Annotated in this window: 21 protein-coding genes and 1 tRNA gene; 14 read left to right on the forward strand and 8 right to left on the reverse strand. The window is 72.4% G+C overall.

Annotated elements, in window-relative coordinates:
* The 3 genes from V5O40_RS26030 to V5O40_RS26040 form a co-directional block, all read left to right on the forward strand.
* Positions 1-694, forward strand: a 694-nt coding sequence (locus V5O40_RS26030; RefSeq protein ID WP_332907908.1) for a hypothetical protein, incomplete at its 5' end; no start/stop codon positions are given.
* Positions 691-1,908: an endo-1,4-beta-xylanase gene (locus V5O40_RS26035; RefSeq protein WP_332907909.1), complete on the forward strand. Its 1,218-nt coding sequence runs from the start codon at positions 691-693 to the stop codon at positions 1,906-1,908. The genes V5O40_RS26030 and V5O40_RS26035, both read left to right, overlap by 4 nt.
* 154 nt (positions 1,909-2,062) lie before the next feature.
* Complete coding sequence (locus V5O40_RS26040; protein WP_332907925.1) at positions 2,063-3,544, forward strand: sugar transferase; 1,482 nt, start codon at positions 2,063-2,065, stop codon at positions 3,542-3,544.
* A gap of 114 nt (positions 3,545-3,658) precedes the next feature.
* On the opposite strand, the gene V5O40_RS26045 is transcribed toward V5O40_RS26040, so the two are convergent.
* On the reverse strand, positions 3,659-4,732 hold the full coding sequence (locus V5O40_RS26045) for an LCP family protein (RefSeq protein WP_332907910.1): 1,074 nt from the start codon (positions 4,730-4,732) through the stop codon (positions 3,659-3,661).
* Between the two features lie 105 nt (positions 4,733-4,837).
* Here V5O40_RS26045 and V5O40_RS26050 point away from each other — a divergent pair, with 105 nt between their 5' ends.
* From V5O40_RS26050 to V5O40_RS26065, 4 genes are all read left to right on the forward strand, one after another.
* The gene (locus V5O40_RS26050; protein ID WP_332907911.1) at positions 4,838-5,671 is read left to right on the forward strand and encodes a class I SAM-dependent methyltransferase; all 834 of its coding nucleotides are present in this window, start codon (positions 4,838-4,840) and stop codon (positions 5,669-5,671) included.
* Between the two features lie 4 nt (positions 5,672-5,675).
* On the forward strand, positions 5,676-6,494 hold the full coding sequence (locus tag V5O40_RS26055; RefSeq protein ID WP_332907912.1) for an MOSC domain-containing protein: 819 nt from the start codon (positions 5,676-5,678) through the stop codon (positions 6,492-6,494).
* A gap of 103 nt (positions 6,495-6,597) precedes the next feature.
* Positions 6,598-6,903, forward strand: coding sequence for a hypothetical protein (locus V5O40_RS26060; protein ID WP_332907913.1), 306 nt, complete (start codon positions 6,598-6,600; stop codon positions 6,901-6,903).
* 54 nt (positions 6,904-6,957) lie between these two features.
* Positions 6,958-7,971: an expansin EXLX1 family cellulose-binding protein gene (locus tag V5O40_RS26065; RefSeq protein WP_332907914.1), complete on the forward strand. Its 1,014-nt coding sequence runs from the start codon at positions 6,958-6,960 to the stop codon at positions 7,969-7,971.
* 197 nt (positions 7,972-8,168) lie between these two features.
* On the opposite strand, the gene V5O40_RS26070 is transcribed toward V5O40_RS26065, so the two are convergent.
* The 3 genes from V5O40_RS26070 to bcp all read right to left on the reverse strand — a co-directional run bounded on the left by V5O40_RS26070 (position 8,169) and on the right by bcp (position 9,478).
* Positions 8,169-8,717: a GNAT family N-acetyltransferase gene (locus tag V5O40_RS26070; protein ID WP_332907915.1), complete on the reverse strand. Its 549-nt coding sequence runs from the start codon at positions 8,715-8,717 to the stop codon at positions 8,169-8,171.
* A 68-nt stretch (positions 8,718-8,785) separates the two neighbouring features.
* Positions 8,786-8,869 (reverse strand) — tRNA-Leu (locus tag V5O40_RS26075).
* A 132-nt stretch (positions 8,870-9,001) separates the two neighbouring features.
* Entirely contained in the window at positions 9,002-9,478 is a 477-nt protein-coding gene (gene bcp / locus V5O40_RS26080; RefSeq protein WP_332907916.1) for a thioredoxin-dependent thiol peroxidase, read from the reverse strand.
* Positions 9,479-9,630: 152 nt separating this feature from the next.
* On the opposite strand from bcp, the gene V5O40_RS26085 reads away from it, so the two are divergent.
* Genes V5O40_RS26085 through V5O40_RS26100 form a run of 4 tightly spaced genes read left to right on the forward strand, consistent with a single transcriptional unit; the run spans position 9,631 to position 12,284 of the window.
* Entirely contained in the window at positions 9,631-10,347 is a 717-nt protein-coding gene (locus V5O40_RS26085) for an energy-coupling factor ABC transporter permease (RefSeq protein WP_332907917.1), read from the forward strand.
* Positions 10,344-10,730 carry a PDGLE domain-containing protein gene (locus tag V5O40_RS26090; RefSeq protein WP_332907918.1) on the forward strand — a complete coding sequence of 129 codons (387 nt, stop codon included), beginning with the start codon at positions 10,344-10,346 and terminating at the stop codon, positions 10,728-10,730. The genes V5O40_RS26085 and V5O40_RS26090 overlap by 4 nt, the downstream gene beginning before the upstream one ends.
* Positions 10,731-10,735: 5 nt before the next feature.
* Entirely contained in the window at positions 10,736-11,506 is a 771-nt protein-coding gene (gene cbiQ / locus V5O40_RS26095; protein WP_332907919.1) for a cobalt ECF transporter T component CbiQ, read from the forward strand.
* 7 nt (positions 11,507-11,513) lie between these two features.
* Entirely contained in the window at positions 11,514-12,284 is a 771-nt protein-coding gene (locus V5O40_RS26100; RefSeq protein WP_332907920.1) for an energy-coupling factor ABC transporter ATP-binding protein, read from the forward strand.
* Here the strand turns inward: V5O40_RS26100 and V5O40_RS26105 are convergent.
* Genes V5O40_RS26105 through V5O40_RS26120 form a run of 4 tightly spaced genes read right to left on the reverse strand, consistent with a single transcriptional unit; the run spans position 12,274 to position 15,221 of the window.
* Entirely contained in the window at positions 12,274-13,371 is a 1,098-nt protein-coding gene (locus V5O40_RS26105; protein ID WP_332907921.1) for a hypothetical protein, read from the reverse strand. The two genes, V5O40_RS26100 and V5O40_RS26105, sit on opposite strands and share 11 nt — an antisense overlap.
* Entirely contained in the window at positions 13,368-14,084 is a 717-nt protein-coding gene (locus V5O40_RS26110; protein WP_332907922.1) for a DsbA family protein, read from the reverse strand. Before V5O40_RS26110 ends, V5O40_RS26105 begins: the two co-directional genes overlap by 4 nt.
* A complete protein-coding gene (locus V5O40_RS26115; protein ID WP_332907923.1) occupies positions 14,077-14,574 on the reverse strand; it encodes a MauE/DoxX family redox-associated membrane protein in 498 nt (165 codons plus the stop codon). Before V5O40_RS26115 ends, V5O40_RS26110 begins: the two co-directional genes overlap by 8 nt.
* Positions 14,571-15,221: a sigma-70 family RNA polymerase sigma factor gene (locus tag V5O40_RS26120; protein ID WP_408631952.1), complete on the reverse strand. Its 651-nt coding sequence runs from the start codon at positions 15,219-15,221 to the stop codon at positions 14,571-14,573. Before V5O40_RS26120 ends, V5O40_RS26115 begins: the two co-directional genes overlap by 4 nt.
* Positions 15,222-15,427: 206 nt before the next feature.
* Between V5O40_RS26120 and V5O40_RS26125 the strand changes: the two genes are divergently transcribed.
* The 3 genes from V5O40_RS26125 (at position 15,428) to V5O40_RS28000 (ending at position 18,970) form a co-directional block, all read left to right on the forward strand.
* Complete coding sequence (locus tag V5O40_RS26125; protein ID WP_332907927.1) at positions 15,428-17,092, forward strand: copper resistance CopC/CopD family protein; 1,665 nt, start codon at positions 15,428-15,430, stop codon at positions 17,090-17,092.
* Positions 17,093-17,105: 13 nt separating this feature from the next.
* A complete protein-coding gene (locus tag V5O40_RS26130) occupies positions 17,106-17,852 on the forward strand; it encodes a YcnI family copper-binding membrane protein (protein ID WP_332907924.1) in 747 nt (248 codons plus the stop codon).
* A gap of 143 nt (positions 17,853-17,995) precedes the next feature.
* A complete protein-coding gene (locus V5O40_RS28000) occupies positions 17,996-18,970 on the forward strand; it encodes a hypothetical protein (protein WP_408631953.1) in 975 nt (324 codons plus the stop codon).
* Positions 18,971-19,205 lie beyond the last annotated feature (235 nt).

The raw sequence follows: 19,205 nt of genomic DNA on the forward strand, positions 1-19,205 counted from the left end.
CCCCGCCGAGCTCCCCCGGGGTGCGGGACACCCCGGGACGCCCGTCCCCGCCGGCGACCACGCCGGGCTGCTGCCCGTGGCGCTCGGGGAGAGCATCGGGCTGCAGCCCGGGCGGGCGCAGGGCACCCGGGCGCGGCTCGGTGTGACACTGCTCGGCGTCGACTACGAAGCCGCTGCCCCGCAGGCGCAGCGCCGCGAGGACGCGCTTATCGACGGGGTGACTGAGCTGGTGCGCCGGGAACCGGTGGACGTCACCGTGTTCGTCTTCAACACCCACCCCGTTCATGGAGACGAACGAGTCAGCGAACGGCTTCGCCGGGCCCTCGACGGGCGATGCGATGTCCGAGTGGTGACCGCCCGCGACGGTGTGCGAGCGTGCTGGGACGAGATGAAGCGTTGCGACCTCGGCCTGCACATGCGGATGCATGGGGCCGTCTTCGCCTACCTGGCGGACGTTCCGTTCGCCCTCGTGCCCTACCAGCAGAAGTGCGACGACTTCCTGGACGAGATCGGCCAGCCGAACTCTCGGCGGCTCACCCGGGTGCCGGAAGACCCGGTCGAGGTGACGAAGGTGCTGGCCAGCCTGCTCACCGACGAGACGGCCCCGCGACTGGCTCGGGAGGAATTCGCCGAGCGCGCCCGATGGAACTTCACCCGAGCGCCGTGGGCGCTTCCGGGATCGGCCCTCTCGTGATCGACCAACTCTCCGCCCGGCGCGACGTGTCCCGGCCACCACCTGCTGATCCGGCCCGGTCACCGACCGGCAGATTCCGGGCCCTCCGCCTGCCGATCGTGCTGGTGTCGCTGGTGCTGGTGATCGCCGCGCTCTTCGCGACGGGCCTGGCCCTGGTCGTCAAGGCGCGCGGCGACGGGCCGGCCGGAGTGGTCGGATCACCGCCGGTCGCCTCGGAACCCGCGGCACCGGGCCGTAAGACGCTCCGGGAACTCGCGCCACCGGGAGTGCGCATCGGCTCGGCCGCCGATGGTCGCGGCCTCAGCCTGGATCCGGCCTACAGCTCTCTGCTCGGCACCGAGTTCAACGCCATGACCACGGAGAACGCGATGAAGTGGCGCAACCTGGAGCCACTGCCCGGCGTGTACGCCTGGCCGGGCGCTGACCAACTTGTCGAGTTCGCCGAGCGGCACGGTCAGGAGGTGTACGGGCACACCTTGGTGTGGCACAGCGACATGCCGAAGTGGGTGTCGCCGGAGTGGCCGGCGGAGCGGATCCGGACGGAACTGCGGGACCACGTCACCGAGGTCGTCTCGCGGTACCGGGGACGCGTGTGGGCCTGGGACGTCGTCAACGAGGTGCTGGACGAGGACGGCTCGCTGCGGGAGACGCTGTGGCTGCGGAAGCTGGGCCCCGGCTACATCGCCGACGCCTTTCGCTGGGCGCACGCGGCCGATCCTGGAGCCCGGCTGTTCATAAACGATTACGGCATCGAGGGACGTACCAGGAAGGCTGACGCCCTGCTGGCTCTGGTGCGGGACCTGCGCCGTGACGGGGTCCCGGTGGACGGGGTGGGCTTCCAGAGTCATCTCGCCTGGGACGAACCGCCTCGGGAATTGACCCGGAATCTGCGCCGCTTCGCGGACGTGGGAGTGTCGGTGGCGATCACCGAGCTCGACGTCCGGGTCGAACTTCCGGTGACCCCGGAGAAACTCAAGCGCCAGGCGGCGGTGTACCGGCAGGTGCTCAAATCTTGCCTTGCGGTCCCTGGGTGTGTGTCCTTCACCGTGTGGGGCTTCACCGACTCGCGTAGCTGGATCCCCGGCTACCACCGCGGGTACGGGGCTGCCTGCCTCTTCGACGCCGACCTCACACCGAAACCCGCCTACCTGGCGCTCGTCGATGAACTCAGCCGGCATGCCGGCACCAACCGGGCCGGCCCCGCGCCCGACTGACTGAACCGCACGAACCGAAACCCACGGCGGGCCGCCTCGCCGCCCTCGCTGCCTCGGATACGAGGCTGGTGAAAGGAAGAACGTGTCCGCGCACACGCAGATCATGGCGACCGTCGTACCCTCGCCGCGGTTCGACCCGGACCTGGGCGTGATCATGCCGCCGTCCAACGGCATGCCGCGATCGGTGTTCGGCCGGCCTGTCGCGCCGCGAGCGAAGTGGCGCCGCCGCTACGCGGCCTGCCTGATCGTGCTCGACTTCGTGGCTGCGGTGGCGGCAAGCCGCACGGTCGTGGCCCTGTTTCAGGACGCCGACGCCGGGTTCTGGGACGATCGGGTGCTCGGCGGCGCGGTGAGCGCCTTCGCGCTGGTGGCCAATCTCGGCGTGCCGCTGCTGTGGCTGGCGATCCTGGCCGGTGCCGGCGCGTACGACCGGCGGGCCCTCGGCCGCGGCACCGAGGAACTCAACCGGGTGGTCCGGGCGAACATCGCCATGGCTGCCGCGGTTTCCTTCCTCGCGCTCGGCTTCAAGAAGGACGTGTCCCGGGCCACGGTCGCGGCGATCATCGTGGGCCTGCTGGTCTACACCGTGATCGTCCGGATCGTCGCCCGGATCACACTGCGCCGGATCCGTCGCGTGAACCAGCGCGCCTCCCAGAAGGTGCTCCTGGTCGGGCGGCTGGGCGACGCGCTGGCCGTGCACGAGGTGGTCACCCGCAACGCGGGTGCCGGGCTACGTCCGGTCGCCATCCACCTGCCGCACTATCCGCGCACGGGAGAACGGGTGAACGCTCCAGTTCCGGTGTACGTGGGCTGGGACCTGGTGCCCTTGGTGCAGCAGTTGCGTGCGGACACCATCGCCGTCTGCGGACCGGCCAGCCTGGAGTCGTACGAGTTGCGCAAGCTTGCCTGGCAGTTGGAGGGAACCGGTATCGACCTGGTGGTGGTGCCCCAGGTGACCGATGTCACCGGGCCGCGCATCCACGTCCGGCCGATCGAGGGACTGCCGCTGCTCAACGTCGAGGAACCGACCATCTCCGGTCTGTCCCTGCTGGCCAAGAGCCTCATCGACCGGATCGCCGCGCTGTTCGGGCTCATCGTGTTGGGCCCTGTGCTGGTCGGCATCGCACTGGCCATCAAGTTCACCGACCCGGGCCCGGTGATGTTCCGGCAGTCCCGGATCGGCCATCAGGGCAAGGCGTTCAAGGTGTGGAAGTTCCGCACCATGTACACGGACGCGGAGCAGCGGCTGGAGGCTCTGCGCGCGCACAACGAGAGCGATGGCCTCCTGTTCAAGATGAGGAACGACCCTCGGGTCACTCCGATCGGCCGTCATCTGCGCGCTCTGTCGCTCGACGAGCTGCCACAGCTGATCAACGTGTTGATGGGGCAGATGTCCCTGGTCGGCCCACGTCCGCTGCCTACCGAGGACGACGACTACCGTGGCGATGTCCGCCGTCGGCTCCTGGTGCGTCCCGGCATCACCGGGCTTTGGCAGATCTCCGGTCGATCGGACCTCACCTGGGAGGACGCTGTCCGGCTTGACCTGCACTACGTTGACAACTGGTCGTTGGTCTACGACCTGGGCATCCTGTGGCGCACGGTCCGGGTAGTCCTTGATCGACGGGGTGCCTACTGAGCCAGGCCCCTGGCAGCAGTGGTCTCGGCCCGCCGTGTGACCGTGCCGGCCGGGCGTCCCGTGACGAGCGGTTGGTGCTGCGTTCGGGCGATTTCCCGCTGGGGCGGGGGACCGTCACTTCCGATCAGCTCGGGCGATGATGTCCTTGGCCACGTCGTCGCGGACCGCCTCGTAGAGGGCGCGGGACCGCTCCATGTCGGCGAAGACGACGCTTTCTGAGCCGACCCGGCCGGTGCCCTTCGTCGGGGTGGTCAGGAAGAACAGGTTGCCGCTGCGGAGGTTGCGGTTCTCGGTGGCCATGTCCAACAGGGACAGCTTCCGATCGACGGACAGGCTGTCCGAGGTGGCCTGCAGGAACGAGTTGAGCTTCACCGGGTTGGTGAGGATTCCGCCCGAGGTCGCCTTCTCCATGATGGCTCTGATCACCTGTTGCTGATGCCGAATCCGGGCGAAGTCGCCGTCCGGGAACTGCTTGCGCTGGCGCGCGTAGTCCAGGGCCGTCGCGCCATCCATCCGCTGCGTCCCTTGCCGGAAGGTGCGGAACGGCGGGTGGATGGAGGTGAACTCCTTCTCCGAGTCGATCTCGATACCGCCGAGAGCATCGATGATCTCCTTGAATCCGGCGAAGTCGACCATCACCACGTGGTCAACGCGCACCCTGGTGAACTGCTCCACGGTCTGCACCATCAACGGCACGCCACCCCAGGCGTAGGCCGCGTTTATCTTCGCGTCGCGACCGCCGCGGCCCTCCTTGGACCGGGGCACCGCGACCCACGTGTCGCGGGGAATCGAGATGAGCTGGGCGCTGGAGCGATCCTTGGGCAGATGCGCCAGGATGATCGTGTCGGCTCGGGAGCCTCCGGTGTTCTCCGGGTCGCGGGAGTCGCTGCCCAGCACCAGGATGTTCACCGCGCCGGTCGCCACGATCTCAGGGCGGGTCTCCTCGGGTACGTCGTCGAACGCGTCGACCCGCTCGATGTCCGACTCGACGGACTTGAGGTAGAAGCCGCTCGCCACCACGGCACCCACGCCAAGCAGCGACAGCACCAACAGCACGATCAGCGTGATCCGCAGCCAGCGTCGGCGTGGCTTTCCAGCCGACCCGTCCGCCGTCTCCGGGCCGTCAGTGTCCCCCGTCGGCAGGTTCTGCTCCGGGGAGATGGTCCCCGCCTGCTCTCCACTCGACATGGCGGTGATGCTACTGACTTCATGTTCCGGCCGTGGGCCCCCGTCCGGCCGGTCGAAACGTGCATTGTTACTTCGCTGTTTCTCTGGGTCTGGTAGAACGCAGCGGTGGATGCCGTCAAGCTGCGTCGGGCGATCGCCCGTACCCGCCTCGCCCCCGTCGCCGCCTTTCCGAAACGCCTGGTCGCCGTCGCCCGGCACGACGCCAAGGTGCTGCGTACCTCGGCCCGCTGGTTGGTCGCCTCGCGGGAGCATCACAACTACACGTACGAGTTGACCAAGCTCAGTCGGCACCATCTCGCCTGGTTCGTCAGTGTCGTCTGTGAGCTGCCGGTCAAGCAGGTCCGGGGGTACCTCGCCGAGATCGAGTCCGACGACGCGCTGCGGCAGCACATCAGCTCCGCCATCGCGGGCGCCGCCCGTCGTGGGCTGGCGGACCGGCAGGTGCGGTACGCCCGCCGGATCGGCTGGTACGCGATCGTCCGGGCCCGGCGGCCGCAGCACATCGTCGAGACCGGCGTCGACAAGGGACTGGGCAGCTGCGTGCTGGCCGCCGCGTTGCTGCGCAACGCCGCCGAGGGGCATCCGGGCCGGGTCAGTTCGATCGACATCAACCCCGAGGCCGGCTACCTCGCCCGCACCGAACCCTGGTCGGAGGTGATCGACCTGGTGATCGGCGACTCGGTCGAGTCGATCACCGCGTTGGATCGGCCGGTCGACCTGTTCCTGCACGACAGCGACCACAGCCGCGCGTACGAGCGGCGCGAGTTCGCCGCCGTCGAGCCGAAACTGGCCCCTGGGGCGATGCTGTTGACCGACAACGTCACCCACACGAACGTGCTGGCCGAGCACGCCGAACGCACCGGGCGGCGGTTCCTCGCCTACCGGGAGACACCGGCGAACCACTGGTACCCGGGCGACGGCATCGGCGTGGCATGGTAGCCGGGTGCGGCTGAGCGGGATCACCACCTATCCGGTCAAGGGTTGCCGTGGTCTCGTCCACGACGCGGCCGACGTACGACCGTGGGGGCTGGACGAGGACCGGCGCTGGATGCTTGTCGACGCCGAGGGGATCGGCGTCACCCAGCGCGAGGCCACCTCGCTGGTCCGGGTGCATGCCAGCCCCGGCCCCGACGGGCTGCTGCTGCGCGCCGACGGTCATCCCGACCTGGTGGTGCCCGTGCCGACCGACGGCACGCCGGTGCCGGTGCGGACGTTCCGGCGGCGGGTGCTGCGGGTCGACGCGCTGCCCGCCGGCCCGGCCGCCGACGCCTGGTTCGGTGCGGTGCTCGACCGACCGGTCCGGCTGGTCCGACTGGCTCGACCGACCCGGCACATTCCACGCGGCGACCGGAAGTACGACCCCGGGGACCAGGTCAGCTTCGCCGACGCGTACCCGGTCCTGCTGACCAACACGGCATCGCTGGCGGCCCTCGGCGACTGGCTCGTCGCGGACGGTGCGCAACCGGTGCCGATGACCCGCTTCCGGCCCAACCTGGTGCTCGACGGTGCCCCCGCCTGGGCGGAGGACGACTGGGCCGGGCGTGGGCTGCGCATCGGCGCCGTCCGCTTCCGCGCCGCCGGCCCGTCGGCCCGCTGCCTGGTCATCACCACCGACCAGGAGACCGGGGTACGCGGCCGGGAACCGTTGCGGACCCTCGCCCGGCACCGCAACATCGACCGCAAGCTCCTGTTCGGACTCAACCTGGTGCCGCTGGAGTCAGGCCGGGTGCGACTCGGCGACCCGGTCGAACTGGCCGACTGACCAGGTGGACACGGCTCGACGACGACCGACGGAGACCTCTTGCCGCCAGCGGGCCGGCGGATCGATGATGGCCGAGGGCGGACCTCGACCAAGGGAGTCTGAGATGTCGGTGATCCATCATCCCCGGGTGGCGTGGGACGCGGCCCGGACACTGGTCGGGGCGGTACCCGACGACGAGCGTTTCCGCAACCTCGCCGGTGAGCTGGAACGGCTGCTCGGCGGTGGCGTGGCGCAGTCGCTGCGGGAGACGCGCGACCGGCTGCGCTCGGCTCCCGACGACGGGCGCGACCTGGTCGAGGCCGGAGTGTGGCGGGTCCGGATCGAGGACGCGCTGCGCAGCCACCCGGACGCCGTGGAGCCGCTGCGCCGGCTGACCACCCACGCGCAGGCGAGATCAAGTTCGTCTTAGCTTTGGCTTAGCCCGCTTGTCCGGGCGGTCGCCGCTCCGGCAGCATGTCTGCACGTGACCGACGGAATCGACGGCCCCGCCGGCCATTCGCCGACTCGGCGTTCCGCGCCGCGTCGGTGGCTGGTCGGCGGGGCGGTGGCCACCCTCGCCACGGTGGTGGGGCTCAGCCTCGCGCTCCGCTCCGGCGCCGCACCCGCCTGCGCCGCACCGCCCCGTCCGGCCGTCGCGCTCCCGGCCGCCGGCGCGCAACTCGCCCCGCCCGCCGCCGGCACCCGCCACGAGGGGAAGGCGACCTTCTACGACTCGAAGGGCGCGGGTGGCAACTGCTCCTACCCGGCCGCCCCGGCCGACCGCCGCTACGTCGCGCTCGGCCCCGCCGAGTACGCCGACGGTGCCGCCTGCGGCGGGTACCTGGAGGTGACCGGGCCGAAGGGCACCGTACGGGTGATGGTGATGGACCAGTGCCCCGAGTGCGAACCCGGTCATCTCGACCTGTCCCGGGAGGCGTTCGCCCGCATCGCGGATCCGGTGCGGGGCATCGTCGACGTCAGCTACCGGTTGGTCGCCGACCCGCCGCTGTCCGGTCCGCTCACCTTCCGGATCAAGGAGGGCGCGTCGCAGTGGTGGTTCGCCGTGCTGGTCGCCGGCCACGGCAACCCGCTGCGTTCGGTCGAGGTGCGTCAGGGCGGTTCGGGGCCGTGGCGGGCGGCCGCGCGGGAGAGCTACAACTACTGGCTGATCGACTCCGGTGCCGGGCCCGGCCCGTACCAGATCCGGGTCACCGACACCCGGGGCCACCGGGCCACCGCCACGGGCATCCGGATGGCGCCGGGCAAGGTGCAGCGCAGCTCCGTCCGGATGTACGGAGGCAGCTCACGCGGGTCTGTCGCGGCCACCGGTACGCCGTCGGCACGGCCGAAACCCTCCGCCAGCGCGTCGACGCGTGCCTCGGCCCGGCCGACGCCGTCGGTCACGGTGACGGCCGGTGCGACCGCGTCGGCCGAGCCGACCGGTCTCGAAGCGTTCGCAACAGCGCCGCTCGCCGCGCCCTCGCCCGGCTGCGACTGACGCTGCGGCCGGCCGAGCTGCCGGGATGAGCGGAGCCCGCACGGGCCGGCCGGGCCTCGACCGGCGGCCGAAGCCACCTGCCGGAGCCGGCGGCCGAAGCCACCTGCCGGAGCCGGCGGCCGAAGCTGCTTGTCGGAGTCGGTCACCCGGAGCCCGCCTGCCGGAGCCGGCGGCCGAAGCTGCTTTGCCGCAGCCGATCAGCCGCTCGTGTGTTGATCCTGCCGGGCTGCCGTCAGGTCGAGCCACATCAGGATCTCGTCGCGGTCGTCGCCGGGGGCGACGCGGATCGCACCCGGCCAGCGGCCCACCTCGTGGTACCCGAGCCGCCGGTAGAACCGGTCGAGCCCGAACCCGTCCCGCACGGTGACGTGCAGCGCCGCCAGCCCGAGGCCGCGCGCCACCCGTTCGGCCTCGCGCATCAGCGCGTCACCGAAGCCACGTCCCTGGGTGTCGGGGTGCACCATCACCCGGGTGAGCACCCGCAGGTGCGTCTTCAGGTGGAACCGGGGATCGGTGAAGATCGCCATGGCGACCAGCCGATCACCGTCGTAGCCCAGCAGCAACCGGTCCGGTCCGTCGGCGATGTCGGCCAGCGTCGGGTCGGCGATGGTGCGGACCTGCACGGCGTCGACAGGTGCCACGAAGCCGACCGCGCCGCCGGCGTTTGTCACGTCGACCCACAGCGCGACGATCCGTTCGCGCAGGTCAGCGGTCAGTTCGGGGTCGAGGGCGAAGCGCAGACTCACGCCGCTCATCCTCGCCCGGGCAGCGTCCCGGTTGCCCGTCATGGTGACCAGGCTGACAGGTCGATCGGTGCGGGAGAGGGGATTCGAACCCCCACGTCCTCTCGGACACAGGTTCCTAAGACCTGCGCGGCTGCCTGTTACGCCACTCCCGCCGGCCGGGAAAGTCTAGACGGTCGACGGGGCTGATCGTTCGGTGCGGGCTCTGTCGTGCTGAGTCATCTGCGCCATCAGCTCGACAGGCCGGCGGGCGGTCACCACTGTCAGCACCACCGGCACCGCCGCGGTCAGTCCAGGCCGAGGTCGCGGCGCAGCTTGGCGACATGGCCGGTGGCCTTGACGTTGTAGAGCGCCCGCTCGATCCGGCCCTCCTCGTCGATGACGAAGGTGGAGCGGATCACGCCGGTGACCGTGCGGCCGTACATCTGCTTCTCGCCGTACGCGCCGTAGGTGGTCAGCACCGTCTTGTCGACGTCGGCGACGAGCGGAAAGGTGATCGCGTCGCGCTCGCGGAACTTCGCCAGCTTCTCCGGCTTGTCCGGTGAGATGCCCACCACCTCGTATCCGGCGGCCTGCAACGAGGCCAACGAGTCCCGGAAGTCGCAGGCCTGCTTGGTGCATCCGGGCGTCATGGCGGCGGGGTAGGCGTACAGCACGACCTTGCGACCGCGCAGGTCGGCCAGGGTGAGCTGCCCGCCGGTGTCGGTGGGCAGGCTGAATCCGGGCGCCGGGTCGCCGGGGGAGAGGCGGGCGGGAGCGGTCATGGCACGACCCTACCGCCGCGCTGGACCAGCCGGTCGGCGCGGCACGTCGGACGAGGCGTACGGCACTGTTGCCAGGTATTGGCAACAGCGTGGTACGGGAAATACGCTCACCCCTGTCGGCGGGCACGGGTCCGCCGATCCGTGGAGGTCATGTGGAAACCCTGGCGATGCACATCTCCAACGGCATCATCAACGGTCCGGTCGCCGCGGTCTTCGCGGTGGTCGCGCTGGCGGCGATGGCGTACTGCGTCATGCGTGGCCGGCAGGACCTGGACGACCGGCTGGCGCCGATGGCCGGCCTGGTCGCCGCGTTCATCTTCGCCGTGCAGATGCTCAACTTTCCGATCTTCACCGCCGGGGTCAGTGGCCACCTGCTCGGCGGCGCGCTCGCCGCGATGCTGGTCGGGCCCTGGGTCGGCGCACTCTGCGTCGCGGTGGTGCTCGTGGTTCAGGCCCTCGTCTTCGGCGACGGCGGGGTGGCCATGCTCGGGCTCAACATCACCAACATGGCCGTGATCGGCATCGCGGTGGCGTACCTGCTGATCGCGCTGCTGCTGCGGGTGCTGCCGCGCACCCCGGCCGGATTGGCGGTCACCGCCTTCGTCTCCGCGCTGGTCAGCGTGGTCGTCGCGGCGATGGGCTTCGTGCTGCAGTACCAGCTCGGCGGCACCACCGATCTCGGCGGCAACCTGGCCGGCCTGGCCGGCACCATGGCCGTGTCCCACCTGTTCATCGGCATCGGCGAAGGGCTGATCACGGCCACCACTGTGGTCACCGTGGCGAAGGTCCGTCCCGACCTGGTGTACGCGCTGCGCGCCCTGAAGCCGGCCGCACCGGCTTCCGTCCCGACCGTCGGAGGTGTTCGGTGAGGAAGTGGGGTTTCGTCGTCGGTGGGCTCCTCGTCGCCCTGCTGCTGGCCGGCGTGGTCAGCAACTTCGCCTCGTCGCACCCGGACGGGCTGGACTCGTCGCTACGGGAGGGCTGCACCTTCGACGCCGACGACGAGATCACGGGCGGCAGTTGCCCGGCGCAGCAGGAGCGGGAGCACGAGATCGGCGGTCCGCTTGCCGACTACGGCATCGCGGGCGTGGACAACGACTTCCTCTCCACCGGGCTCTCCGGCGTGCTGGGCGTACTGGTGACCTTCGCCGTGGCCGGCGGTGCCTTCTGGCTGGTCCGCCGCCGGGAACCGGCGGGGGAGAACGCCACCGGGGCGCAGCGCACCGACCCGGCCACCACGAGCGGCGGGTAGCCGAGATGGGGGCCGGTCACGCCCACGTGCTGTACCGGGCCACCGGATCGGCGGTGCACCGGCTACCACCGGAGGTCAAGATCGCGGCGATGGTGGCGTTCACCATCGCCGTGGTCGCCACCCCCCGCGAGGCGCTCTGGGCCTTCGGCGCGTACGCCCTGCTGGTCGCGGTCGTCGCGGTGCTGGCCCGGGTGACGGCCCGCTGGCTGCTGCTGCGGTCGACGATCGAGTTGCCGTTCGTCCTGTTCGCCTTCGCCCTGCCGTTCCTCGGCGCGGGCGAACGGGTGGACGTGGCCGGGCTGCACCTGTCGGTCGACGGTCTCTACGGTGCCTGGAACATCATCGCCAAGGGCACCCTCGGCGTCTGGGCGTCGCTGCTGCTGGCGGCGACCACCACCACCCGTGACCTGATCGTGGGGCTGGACCGGCTGCGCTGTCCGCAGATCGTCACCCAGATCGCCACCTTCATGTTGCGCTACCTCGACGTGCTGGTCGGCGAGGCCCGACGGATGCGTCTCGCCCGGATCTCCCGGGGTGACGATCCGCGTTTCGTGTGGCAGCTGCGCGGCTTCGCCGCCGGCATCGGGGCGCTGTTCCTGCGCGCCTTCGAGCGGGGCGAGCGGGTCTACCTGGCGATGCTCTCGCGTGGCTACACCGGTCGGATGCCGACGGTGTGGCAGGGCGGCGCGGCGGCGACGACCGGGCAGTGGCTGATCGCGGCCACCGTGCCGGTGCTGGCGGGCACCGTCGCCGCCACGGCCGCCGTCCTGACATGATCGAAGCGTGCAGCCCACCCCGCCCAGCCTGGCCGTCCGTGGCGTCCGGTACGCCTACCCCGACGGCCACGTCGCGCTGCACGGCGTCGACCTGACGGTGGCGCGCGGCGAGCGGGTCGCGCTGCTCGGCCCCAACGGCGCCGGGAAGACCACGCTGGTGCTGCACCTCAACGGCATTCTGGCGCCCACCGAGGGACAGATCGCGGTCGGTGGGCTGACCGTCGGCCCGGACCGGGCGACGCTTGCGGAGATCCGTCGCCGGGTGGGCATCGTCTTCCAGGATCCGGACGACCAGCTCTTTCTGCCCACGGTTGCCGAGGACGTGGCGTTCGGCCCGGCCAACCTCGGGTTGCGCGGGCCGGAACTGGCGGCCCGGGTGGACGAGGCGCTGGCCGCGGTGGGCATGTCGGAACACCGGGACCGGACCCCGCACCACCTCTCCTTCGGGCAGCGTCGTCGGGTGGCGGTGGCCACCGTGCTGGCGATGCGGCCGGAGATCCTGGTGCTCGACGAGCCGTCGTCGAACCTCGACCCGGCGGCGCGGCGGGAACTGGCCGGCATCCTGCGCACCCTGCCGGTGACCCTGCTGATGGTCACCCACGACCTGCCGTACGCGTTCGAACTCTGCGACCGCTCGGTCATCCTCGACGGCGGGCGGATCGTGGCCGACGGGCCGACGGCCGTGCTGCTCGACGACGAGGAACTGCTCGCCCGGCACCGCCTCGAACTGCCCTACCCGTTCCGTCCCACCACCGGGCGCACGCCGATCAGCGAGTGACGGCCGTTGTCGCGGTCGGGCGGCGGGCGGCGGTGTGCAGGCGCAGCAGCGCGGCGGCCAGCGCACCGGCACCGGCCACCACGACGAGGACGACGAGTGTCCGGGCGACGGTCGGCGGCCACGGCGTCGGAAGCACGGCCCGGCTGAAGCCGGCGACGTTCGTCACCCCGGCGAACAACGCCAGGCAGACGCCCGCCAGCGCCACCACGAAGTCGACGTGGGACCGGGGAGCCGACGACGAGGCGCCGCCGCCGGTCGCCGCCCGTGTCCCGGCGGCGATCGCCGCCAGGCCGGTCAGCAGGGTCCACACCGGACCGGTCAGCAGGCCGGCCAGCACGGCGCCCGGTCCCTGCGCCCCGGCGTCGAGCGTCCGCCCGAGCGCGAGCGCGACCGCAGCGGCTCCGCCGACGATCAGCAGCCCGCCGAGGGCGACGAGCGCCCGCCGCCCGGGGCCGGAGGCCGCCGGCAGCACCCCGAGCGCACCGACCGCCAGCACGCCGACGACGGTCACCACCCACCAGGTGTACGCGTCGGGCGGCGGTACCCAGTCCAGGGTGCCGCGGATCTCCGCCGGTCCGTCCGCGCCGCGTAGCGGTACCACCCAGTCGCGTACCCGGTGCTCACGGTCGGGTGCGGCGCGGACCTGGGCGGGCGGTTCCGCCTCGCGCCACCGGGCCCGCTGGTCGTGCCAGCGGGCCGTCGTCCCGCCGTCGACCCGCTGCCAGCGCGGCTCGGCGGCCGGGTCGGCCTCGGCCGGCAGGGCGGTGTCACCGACGAGCGTGCGGTTGAGATACGTCGCGGGTGAGCGGGAGTTCTCGTAGACGCCGTCCGGTCCGATCCGCAGGTACGGCTCACCCGAGTAGCCGATCACCTCGACCGGCGTGTCGCCGGTGTTCGTCAGTTCCAGCCGGGCACCCGCCTCGATGACCCGTACCCGCAGGTCCGGGTGGCCGGCGGCGGTGACCGTCACCCGGTAGTCGGTGCCGTTGGGTGCGTCCGCGCCGTGGGCGAGGGCGGGGGCGGCGGTGGCGAGGATCGCGGTGATCGTGCCGGTGAGCAGCAGCCCGGCCCGGGCGAGCAGGGTCACCGGCCGGCCGCCTCCACCGCCGCGGTGATGTTCTCCGGCGTCCACTCCCGCACCGGCTCGCCGTCGACCAGGATGGTCGGCGTACCGGAGACGCCGGCCCGGTTCGCCTCGTCGGTGACGTGCTCGGTCCACGGCAGGTACTTCCCGTCCCGGACGCAGCTGGCGAACGCGTCGCGGTCGAGCCCCACCTCGGCCCCGATGTCGATCAACTCGTCGTTGCTGAGGCCGGCACCGCCCTCCGGCGGCTGCCGCTCGAACAGTGCCGCACTGAACTCGGTGAACTTGCCGCCCTCGGCGGCGCAGCCGGACGCGGCCGAGGCCCGGGTCGAGTAGTCGGTGCTGGAGTAGCGGTCGAGGTAGGCCACCGGGTGGTAGACCACCCGTACCTTGCCGTCGGCGACCAACTGGTCGATGGTGGCCCCGCTGGTCTGTTCGAACTGCTTGCAGGCCGGGCAGATGTAGTCCTCGTAGATGTCGACGGTCACCGGCCCGGAGCCGACCACGATGCCGGTGCCCGCGTCGTTGGCGCCCGGCGGCGCGGTGAACTCGTCGGACTGCTGGCTGGACCAGACGCTCCAGCCGATCAGGCCGGCGATGACCAGCACCAGCACCGCGCCCACCGAGATCCACAGGGTCCGCTTGCGGCGTCGCTCCCGGGCAATCTGTTCCCGGACCACCCGGGCCGCGTCCTTGCGCCCCTTGCGACTACTCATTGTCGTCCTCCACCGGTTCGCCCGTCAGCGCGCCGTCGGCGGAGACGGCGGTGCGGGGCCAGATCAGCAGGAACCCGGCCAACGCCAGGAAGCCGATGTCCCGGAGGATCTCCGGGAGATAACTGGGGCTCTCCCCGGCCGGCAGTTCGCCGCCCACCCCGAAACAGCCGCAGTCGATGGCCAGCCCCCGCGACCAGGCCGAGGCGATGCCCGCGATGAAGACCAGCAGCAGGGCCGCGGAGACCCCGGCGGCCAGCCTGGTGGCCAGCCCGAGCAGCAGCAGCAGGCCCAACGCCAGCTCGACGAACGGCAGGGCCGCACCGACCACCACGGCGACGTCGTACGGCAGCACCTGGTAGGCGTTCACCGCGCGGCCGGAGGCGGCCAGGTCGCCGACCTTCGACCAGCCCGCCCAGATCCAGACGCCGGCCAGGCCGAGCCGGACGGCGAGACCGAGCCAGGGGCGCCAGGTGCGCGGGTTGGCGTTCACCCGGCCAACGCCTCGTCGACGGCGTCGACCAGCTCGGCCCGGGCCCGCGCCACCCGCGAGCGGATGGTGCCGACCGGCACCCCCTCCACCGCGGCGGCCTCGGCGTACGACAGGCCGAGCAACTGGGTCAGCACGAATGCCCCACGTCGTTCGGGGGCCAACCGGCGTACCAGGTCGCTCGCGCCGAGCTGACCGGCCGGGTCCGGGTGCGGCACGTCGGTATGCGCGTGCGCGGTGAGCCGTTGGTCCAGTCGCCGCCGCCGCAGGACCGTGCGCAGGTGGTCGGCGCAGGTCCGCCGGGCGATGCCGAGCAGCCAGGTGCGGGCGCTGGACCGGCCGGCGAAGGCGGGCAGCGCGCGGAACGCCCGCAGGTAGGTCTCCTGGGTGAGATCGTCGGCGCTGTCCGGATCGATGAGCGCCGCGGTGAACCGCCACACCTCCGCCTGGGTGGCGCGGACGAACGCGGCCTGGGCGACCGGGTCGCCGTCCCGGGCGGCCAGCGCCCACCCGGTGGTCGGGTCGGCGGTCGGGTCGGGCTCTGCGTGCCGCGGCGTCCCGGCAGGTCGCCGGGGCCGGCCGTCGGCGCGATCCGGGCCGACGGTGCCGGTGTCGGCGCTGGCGGAGGTGTCGCGCGGGGCGGGGATCACGACAGTCCAGGTTACGCGGCGGCACGGGGAGCGGCAGGGTCCTTCGGCCCTTCCATGGGATGCGCCACTCCGGGAACTTTTCCGGTGTTTCGGCCGACTATCCGCCTGTGACTGCCGGTCCGGACTCCGCGCGCCCGTGCCCGATCACGGGTGATCGCCGCCAGTCGATGGACCTGGTTCGCCTGGACCGGCTGTCGTCGGCGACCATGGGCGGCATGACTGCCGCCCATCGCCGCCGGTTCGCCCGGCTGGCCGCGACCGCCGGCCTCCTGGTCGCCGTCGTGGCGCTGCTGCTCGTCCCCGCCAGCCCGGCCAGCGCCCACGCCGTGCTGTCCAGCAGCAGCCCGGCCGCCTCCGCCGTGGTGCCCGCCGCGCCGGCCGAGGTGGTGCTCACCTTCAGCGAGACGGTCCGCAAGGTGCCGGACCGGATCCGGGTGATCGCTCCGGACGGCTCGCGCGCGGACCAGGGCGAGCCCACCTTCGCCGGCAGTGTGGTCAACATCCCGGTCGACACCGGTCGCGGCAACGGCACCTACCTGGTCACCTACCGGGTGATCTCCGCCGACAGCCACCCGGTCTCCGGCGCGTTCACCTACTCGGTGGGCGCACCCTCCGAGCCGCCGGTGGACAGCGGCGACGACGGCCAGGCCAACCCGGTGGTCGGCAACGCGGTGAAGGTCGCCAAGTTCCTCGGTTACGCCGGACTGCTGCTGGCCATCGGTCCGGCGCTGGTGCTCGCCCTGCTCTGGCCGCGCCGGCTGTCCCGGCGCGGGCCGGCCCGACTGGCCTGGACCGGCCTCGGACTGGTGGCGCTTGCCACGGTGGCGGCGGTTCTGCTCCAGGTGCCCTACACCAACGGCGGCGGGGTGTTCGACGTCACCGGCGAGGGGCTGAGCCTGGTGCTCGGCAGCGCCTTCGGCGCCGCTCACCTGGTCCGGCTCGGACTGCTGGCCGCGGTGGCGTTGCTGCTCCGGCCGCTGCTGGCCGGCCCGGTGGGCCGGACGGACCTGGTGATCCTGGGCGTGCTGGCCGTGGGGGCGCTGTTCACCTGGCCGATCGCCGGGCATCCGGCGGCCTCGCCGGCCCCGGCGGTGTCGGTGCTCGTCGACACGGTGCACCTGGGCGGCATGGCTGTCTGGCTGGGCGGGCTGGTGATGCTCGCCGTGTTCCTGCTGCCCCGCGCCGACGAGCGCGAACTGGGGGCGATCCTGCCGATCTGGTCCCGGTGGGCGGCCCTGGCGGTCTCCGCGCTGCTGCTCGCCGGCACCGTCCAGGCGCTGATCGAGGTGGCCACCCCGGCGGCCCTGGTGAACACCACGTACGGGCGGTTGGTGCTGGCCAAGATCGGCCTCTTCGTGCTTGTCATCGCGGTGGCCGCCTACTCCCGCCACCTGGTGCGTACCCGGGTCGCGGCGAGTCGGCCGGCTCCGGTGCGCCGGGCGATCTGGGCCGAGCTGGCGATCACCGCGATCGTGCTGGGAGTCTCGGCCACCCTGGTCCAGACGACCCCCGCCCGCAGCGTCTCCACGGACGTGTCCGCCGCTGACAGCGGCTACTTCAGCACCACCGCCACCAGCTCGCTGTACTCCATGCAGATCGAGGTGTCGCCGGCCCGCCGGGGCAACAACTCGGTGCACCTGTACGCGTACACGCTGGAGAACCAACCGCTGCCGGTCGTCGAGTGGCAGGTCACGGTCGCCCTGCCGGCGGCCGGGATCGAGCCGATCCAGGTGCCCCTGCTGCCGCTCACCGACAACCACGCCACCGGTGAGATCAGCCTGCCCGCGGCGGGCGAGTGGGAACTGCGGGTCACTGCCCGTACCACCGAGATCGACCAGGCCACGGTGACCGTCACCGTGCCCGTCCGATAGAGAGGTTTCCTTGATGTTCCGTCACCGGCGTTTCGCCGCCACCGCCGCCGCTCTGACGCTCGGCGCCGTCGCTACGGCCGTGTTCGGCTTCGTGGCCCCGGCCTCCGCGCACGTCACGGTCAACCCGCGCGAGGCCACCCAGGGCGGCTACGGTCGGCTCGCGTTCCGGGTACCGAACGAGAGCGACACCGCGTCGACCACCAAGCTGGAGATCTTCCTACCGGAGAACGCACCGGTCGGTTCGGTGTCGACCATGCCGGTGCCCGGCTGGTCGGTGGCGGTGGAGAAGCGGCAGGTCGACCCGCCGGTGCAGGTGCACGGCAGCGAGATCACCGAGGTGGTTTCCAAGATCACCTGGACGGCCGGTGACGGAGCCGCCATCGCCCCCGGCACCTTCCAGGAGTTCCCGGTGTCCATGGGGCCGCTGCCCGAGACCGACCAGATGGTCTTCAAGGCGTTGCAGACCTACTCCGACGGTGCCGTGGTGCGCTGGATCGACGAGCCGCAGCCCGGCGGCGAGGAGCCGGCCGCCCCGGCGCCGGTGCTCACGCTCACCGCCGCCGCCGACACGCCGACGGAGGCGCCGGCCGAGTCGCCCGCCGCGGCAGCGTCCGACGACAGCGACGAGGACGGCAACGGACTCGCGGTGGGTCTCGGCGTCGCCGGGCTGCTCGCCGGCCTCGGCGGGCTGGTGCTCGGCGGGCTGGCCTTCGCCCGCACCCGGCGCTCCAGCGGCGCGGCGGCGACGCCAGCCCCCTGAGGCGTCACCGCATCGCAGGCCCGCCGGGTTGATCCCCGGCGGGCCTGTCCGCTTTCGGCGTCCGTGCCGTGGATATCCGCTGATCGGCGGGTCGGCGTAGGTAAGGTCGGCCGGGTGTCTGGCTACAGAGGGGAGCACGGCGCATGCGTTTCGTGTGGACGCTTACCGGAATGCTGCTGCTGACCGTCGGCACCGCCGCGCTGCTCGGTGCGGCCGCGCTCGGTCTGCTGACCGGTCACGCCGGCCCCGACGGGGCGTTCACCGCCCGGTTCGAGACCGTGCAGACGCCGGGCCACGCGGTGGTGGTGACCGACCTCGACGCGCTGGTGCGCCGGGAGGTGCCGTTCGCCCGGGGCGGGCAGGCCCGGCTGCGGCTGGACGCCCGTACTCCCGACGGCCCGGCCTTCGTCGGGCTGGCCCCGGCCGAGGAGGCGCAGCGCTGGCTGGCCGGCGCGCCGCACGCCGCGGTGCTCCGGGTGCCGCTGGCCCGGGGGCCGCTGCCGGTCCGGCTGGAACAGGTGACCCCGGCGGCGGGTACCCCGCCCACCGTCCCGGCCGCGCCCGCCGCGCAGACCTTCTGGGTACGCGCCGGCTACGGCGTGCTCGAGTGGAGCCCCGGCGACCTGGCCGGGCAGCGGCTGAGTCTGGTGCTGCTGCGACCCGACGGTGGGGCGGGGGTGACCCTCGACCTGCGCGCGGAACTGCGGGCCGGCTGGATCGCCCCGGCCACCTGGGGCTCACTCACCGGTGGAACGCTGTTGGTGATCCTCGCCGCGTTGGTGCTGCTGCGGCCGGTCCGGCCGCGCGAGGTGGTCCTCGTGGTCGAGCCGGACCAGGTGCCGGTGCTCGCCGGACGCCTCGGGATCAGCTCGCTCAGTGGCCTGGGAGCGCCGGCACCCCCGGGCCCCCGCAGGCTGCCGGAGCGTCAACTCGTCCCGGTCGCCGCCACCGTCCCCGCCACCGTGCCCGCCACCGCGACCCGATCCGCCATCGGCCCGGTCCCACGCCCGACCACCCTCGCCGAACTCCCCGACCCCGCAACCCCGCTCCAACGCCCCCACCCACCCCACTCGCCCCACTCGCCCCACCCGCTCCGCCCACCCGCCCCACCAACCTGACCGACCTCCCACCCCACCCTCCCCGCCCTCTCCCCTCGCCCGCGATCTTGCACTTTTGGTCTCGGCAAAGGGTGCAAAGGTGGCGTATCGGCGACCAGAACTGCAAGATCGACGAGGCGGGGCGGGGCGGGGCGGGGCGAGGCGGGGTGGGGGGGGGGGTGGGGGACGGGTGGGGGGCCCGCCGTGCGGCCGACGCGGCGGGCCGGCCGTCCCCGGGGGGTAGCGGGGGGCGTGG

The organism is Micromonospora palythoicola (assembly GCF_036689795.1).
Taxonomy (GTDB): domain Bacteria; phylum Actinomycetota; class Actinomycetes; order Mycobacteriales; family Micromonosporaceae; genus Micromonospora; species Micromonospora palythoicola.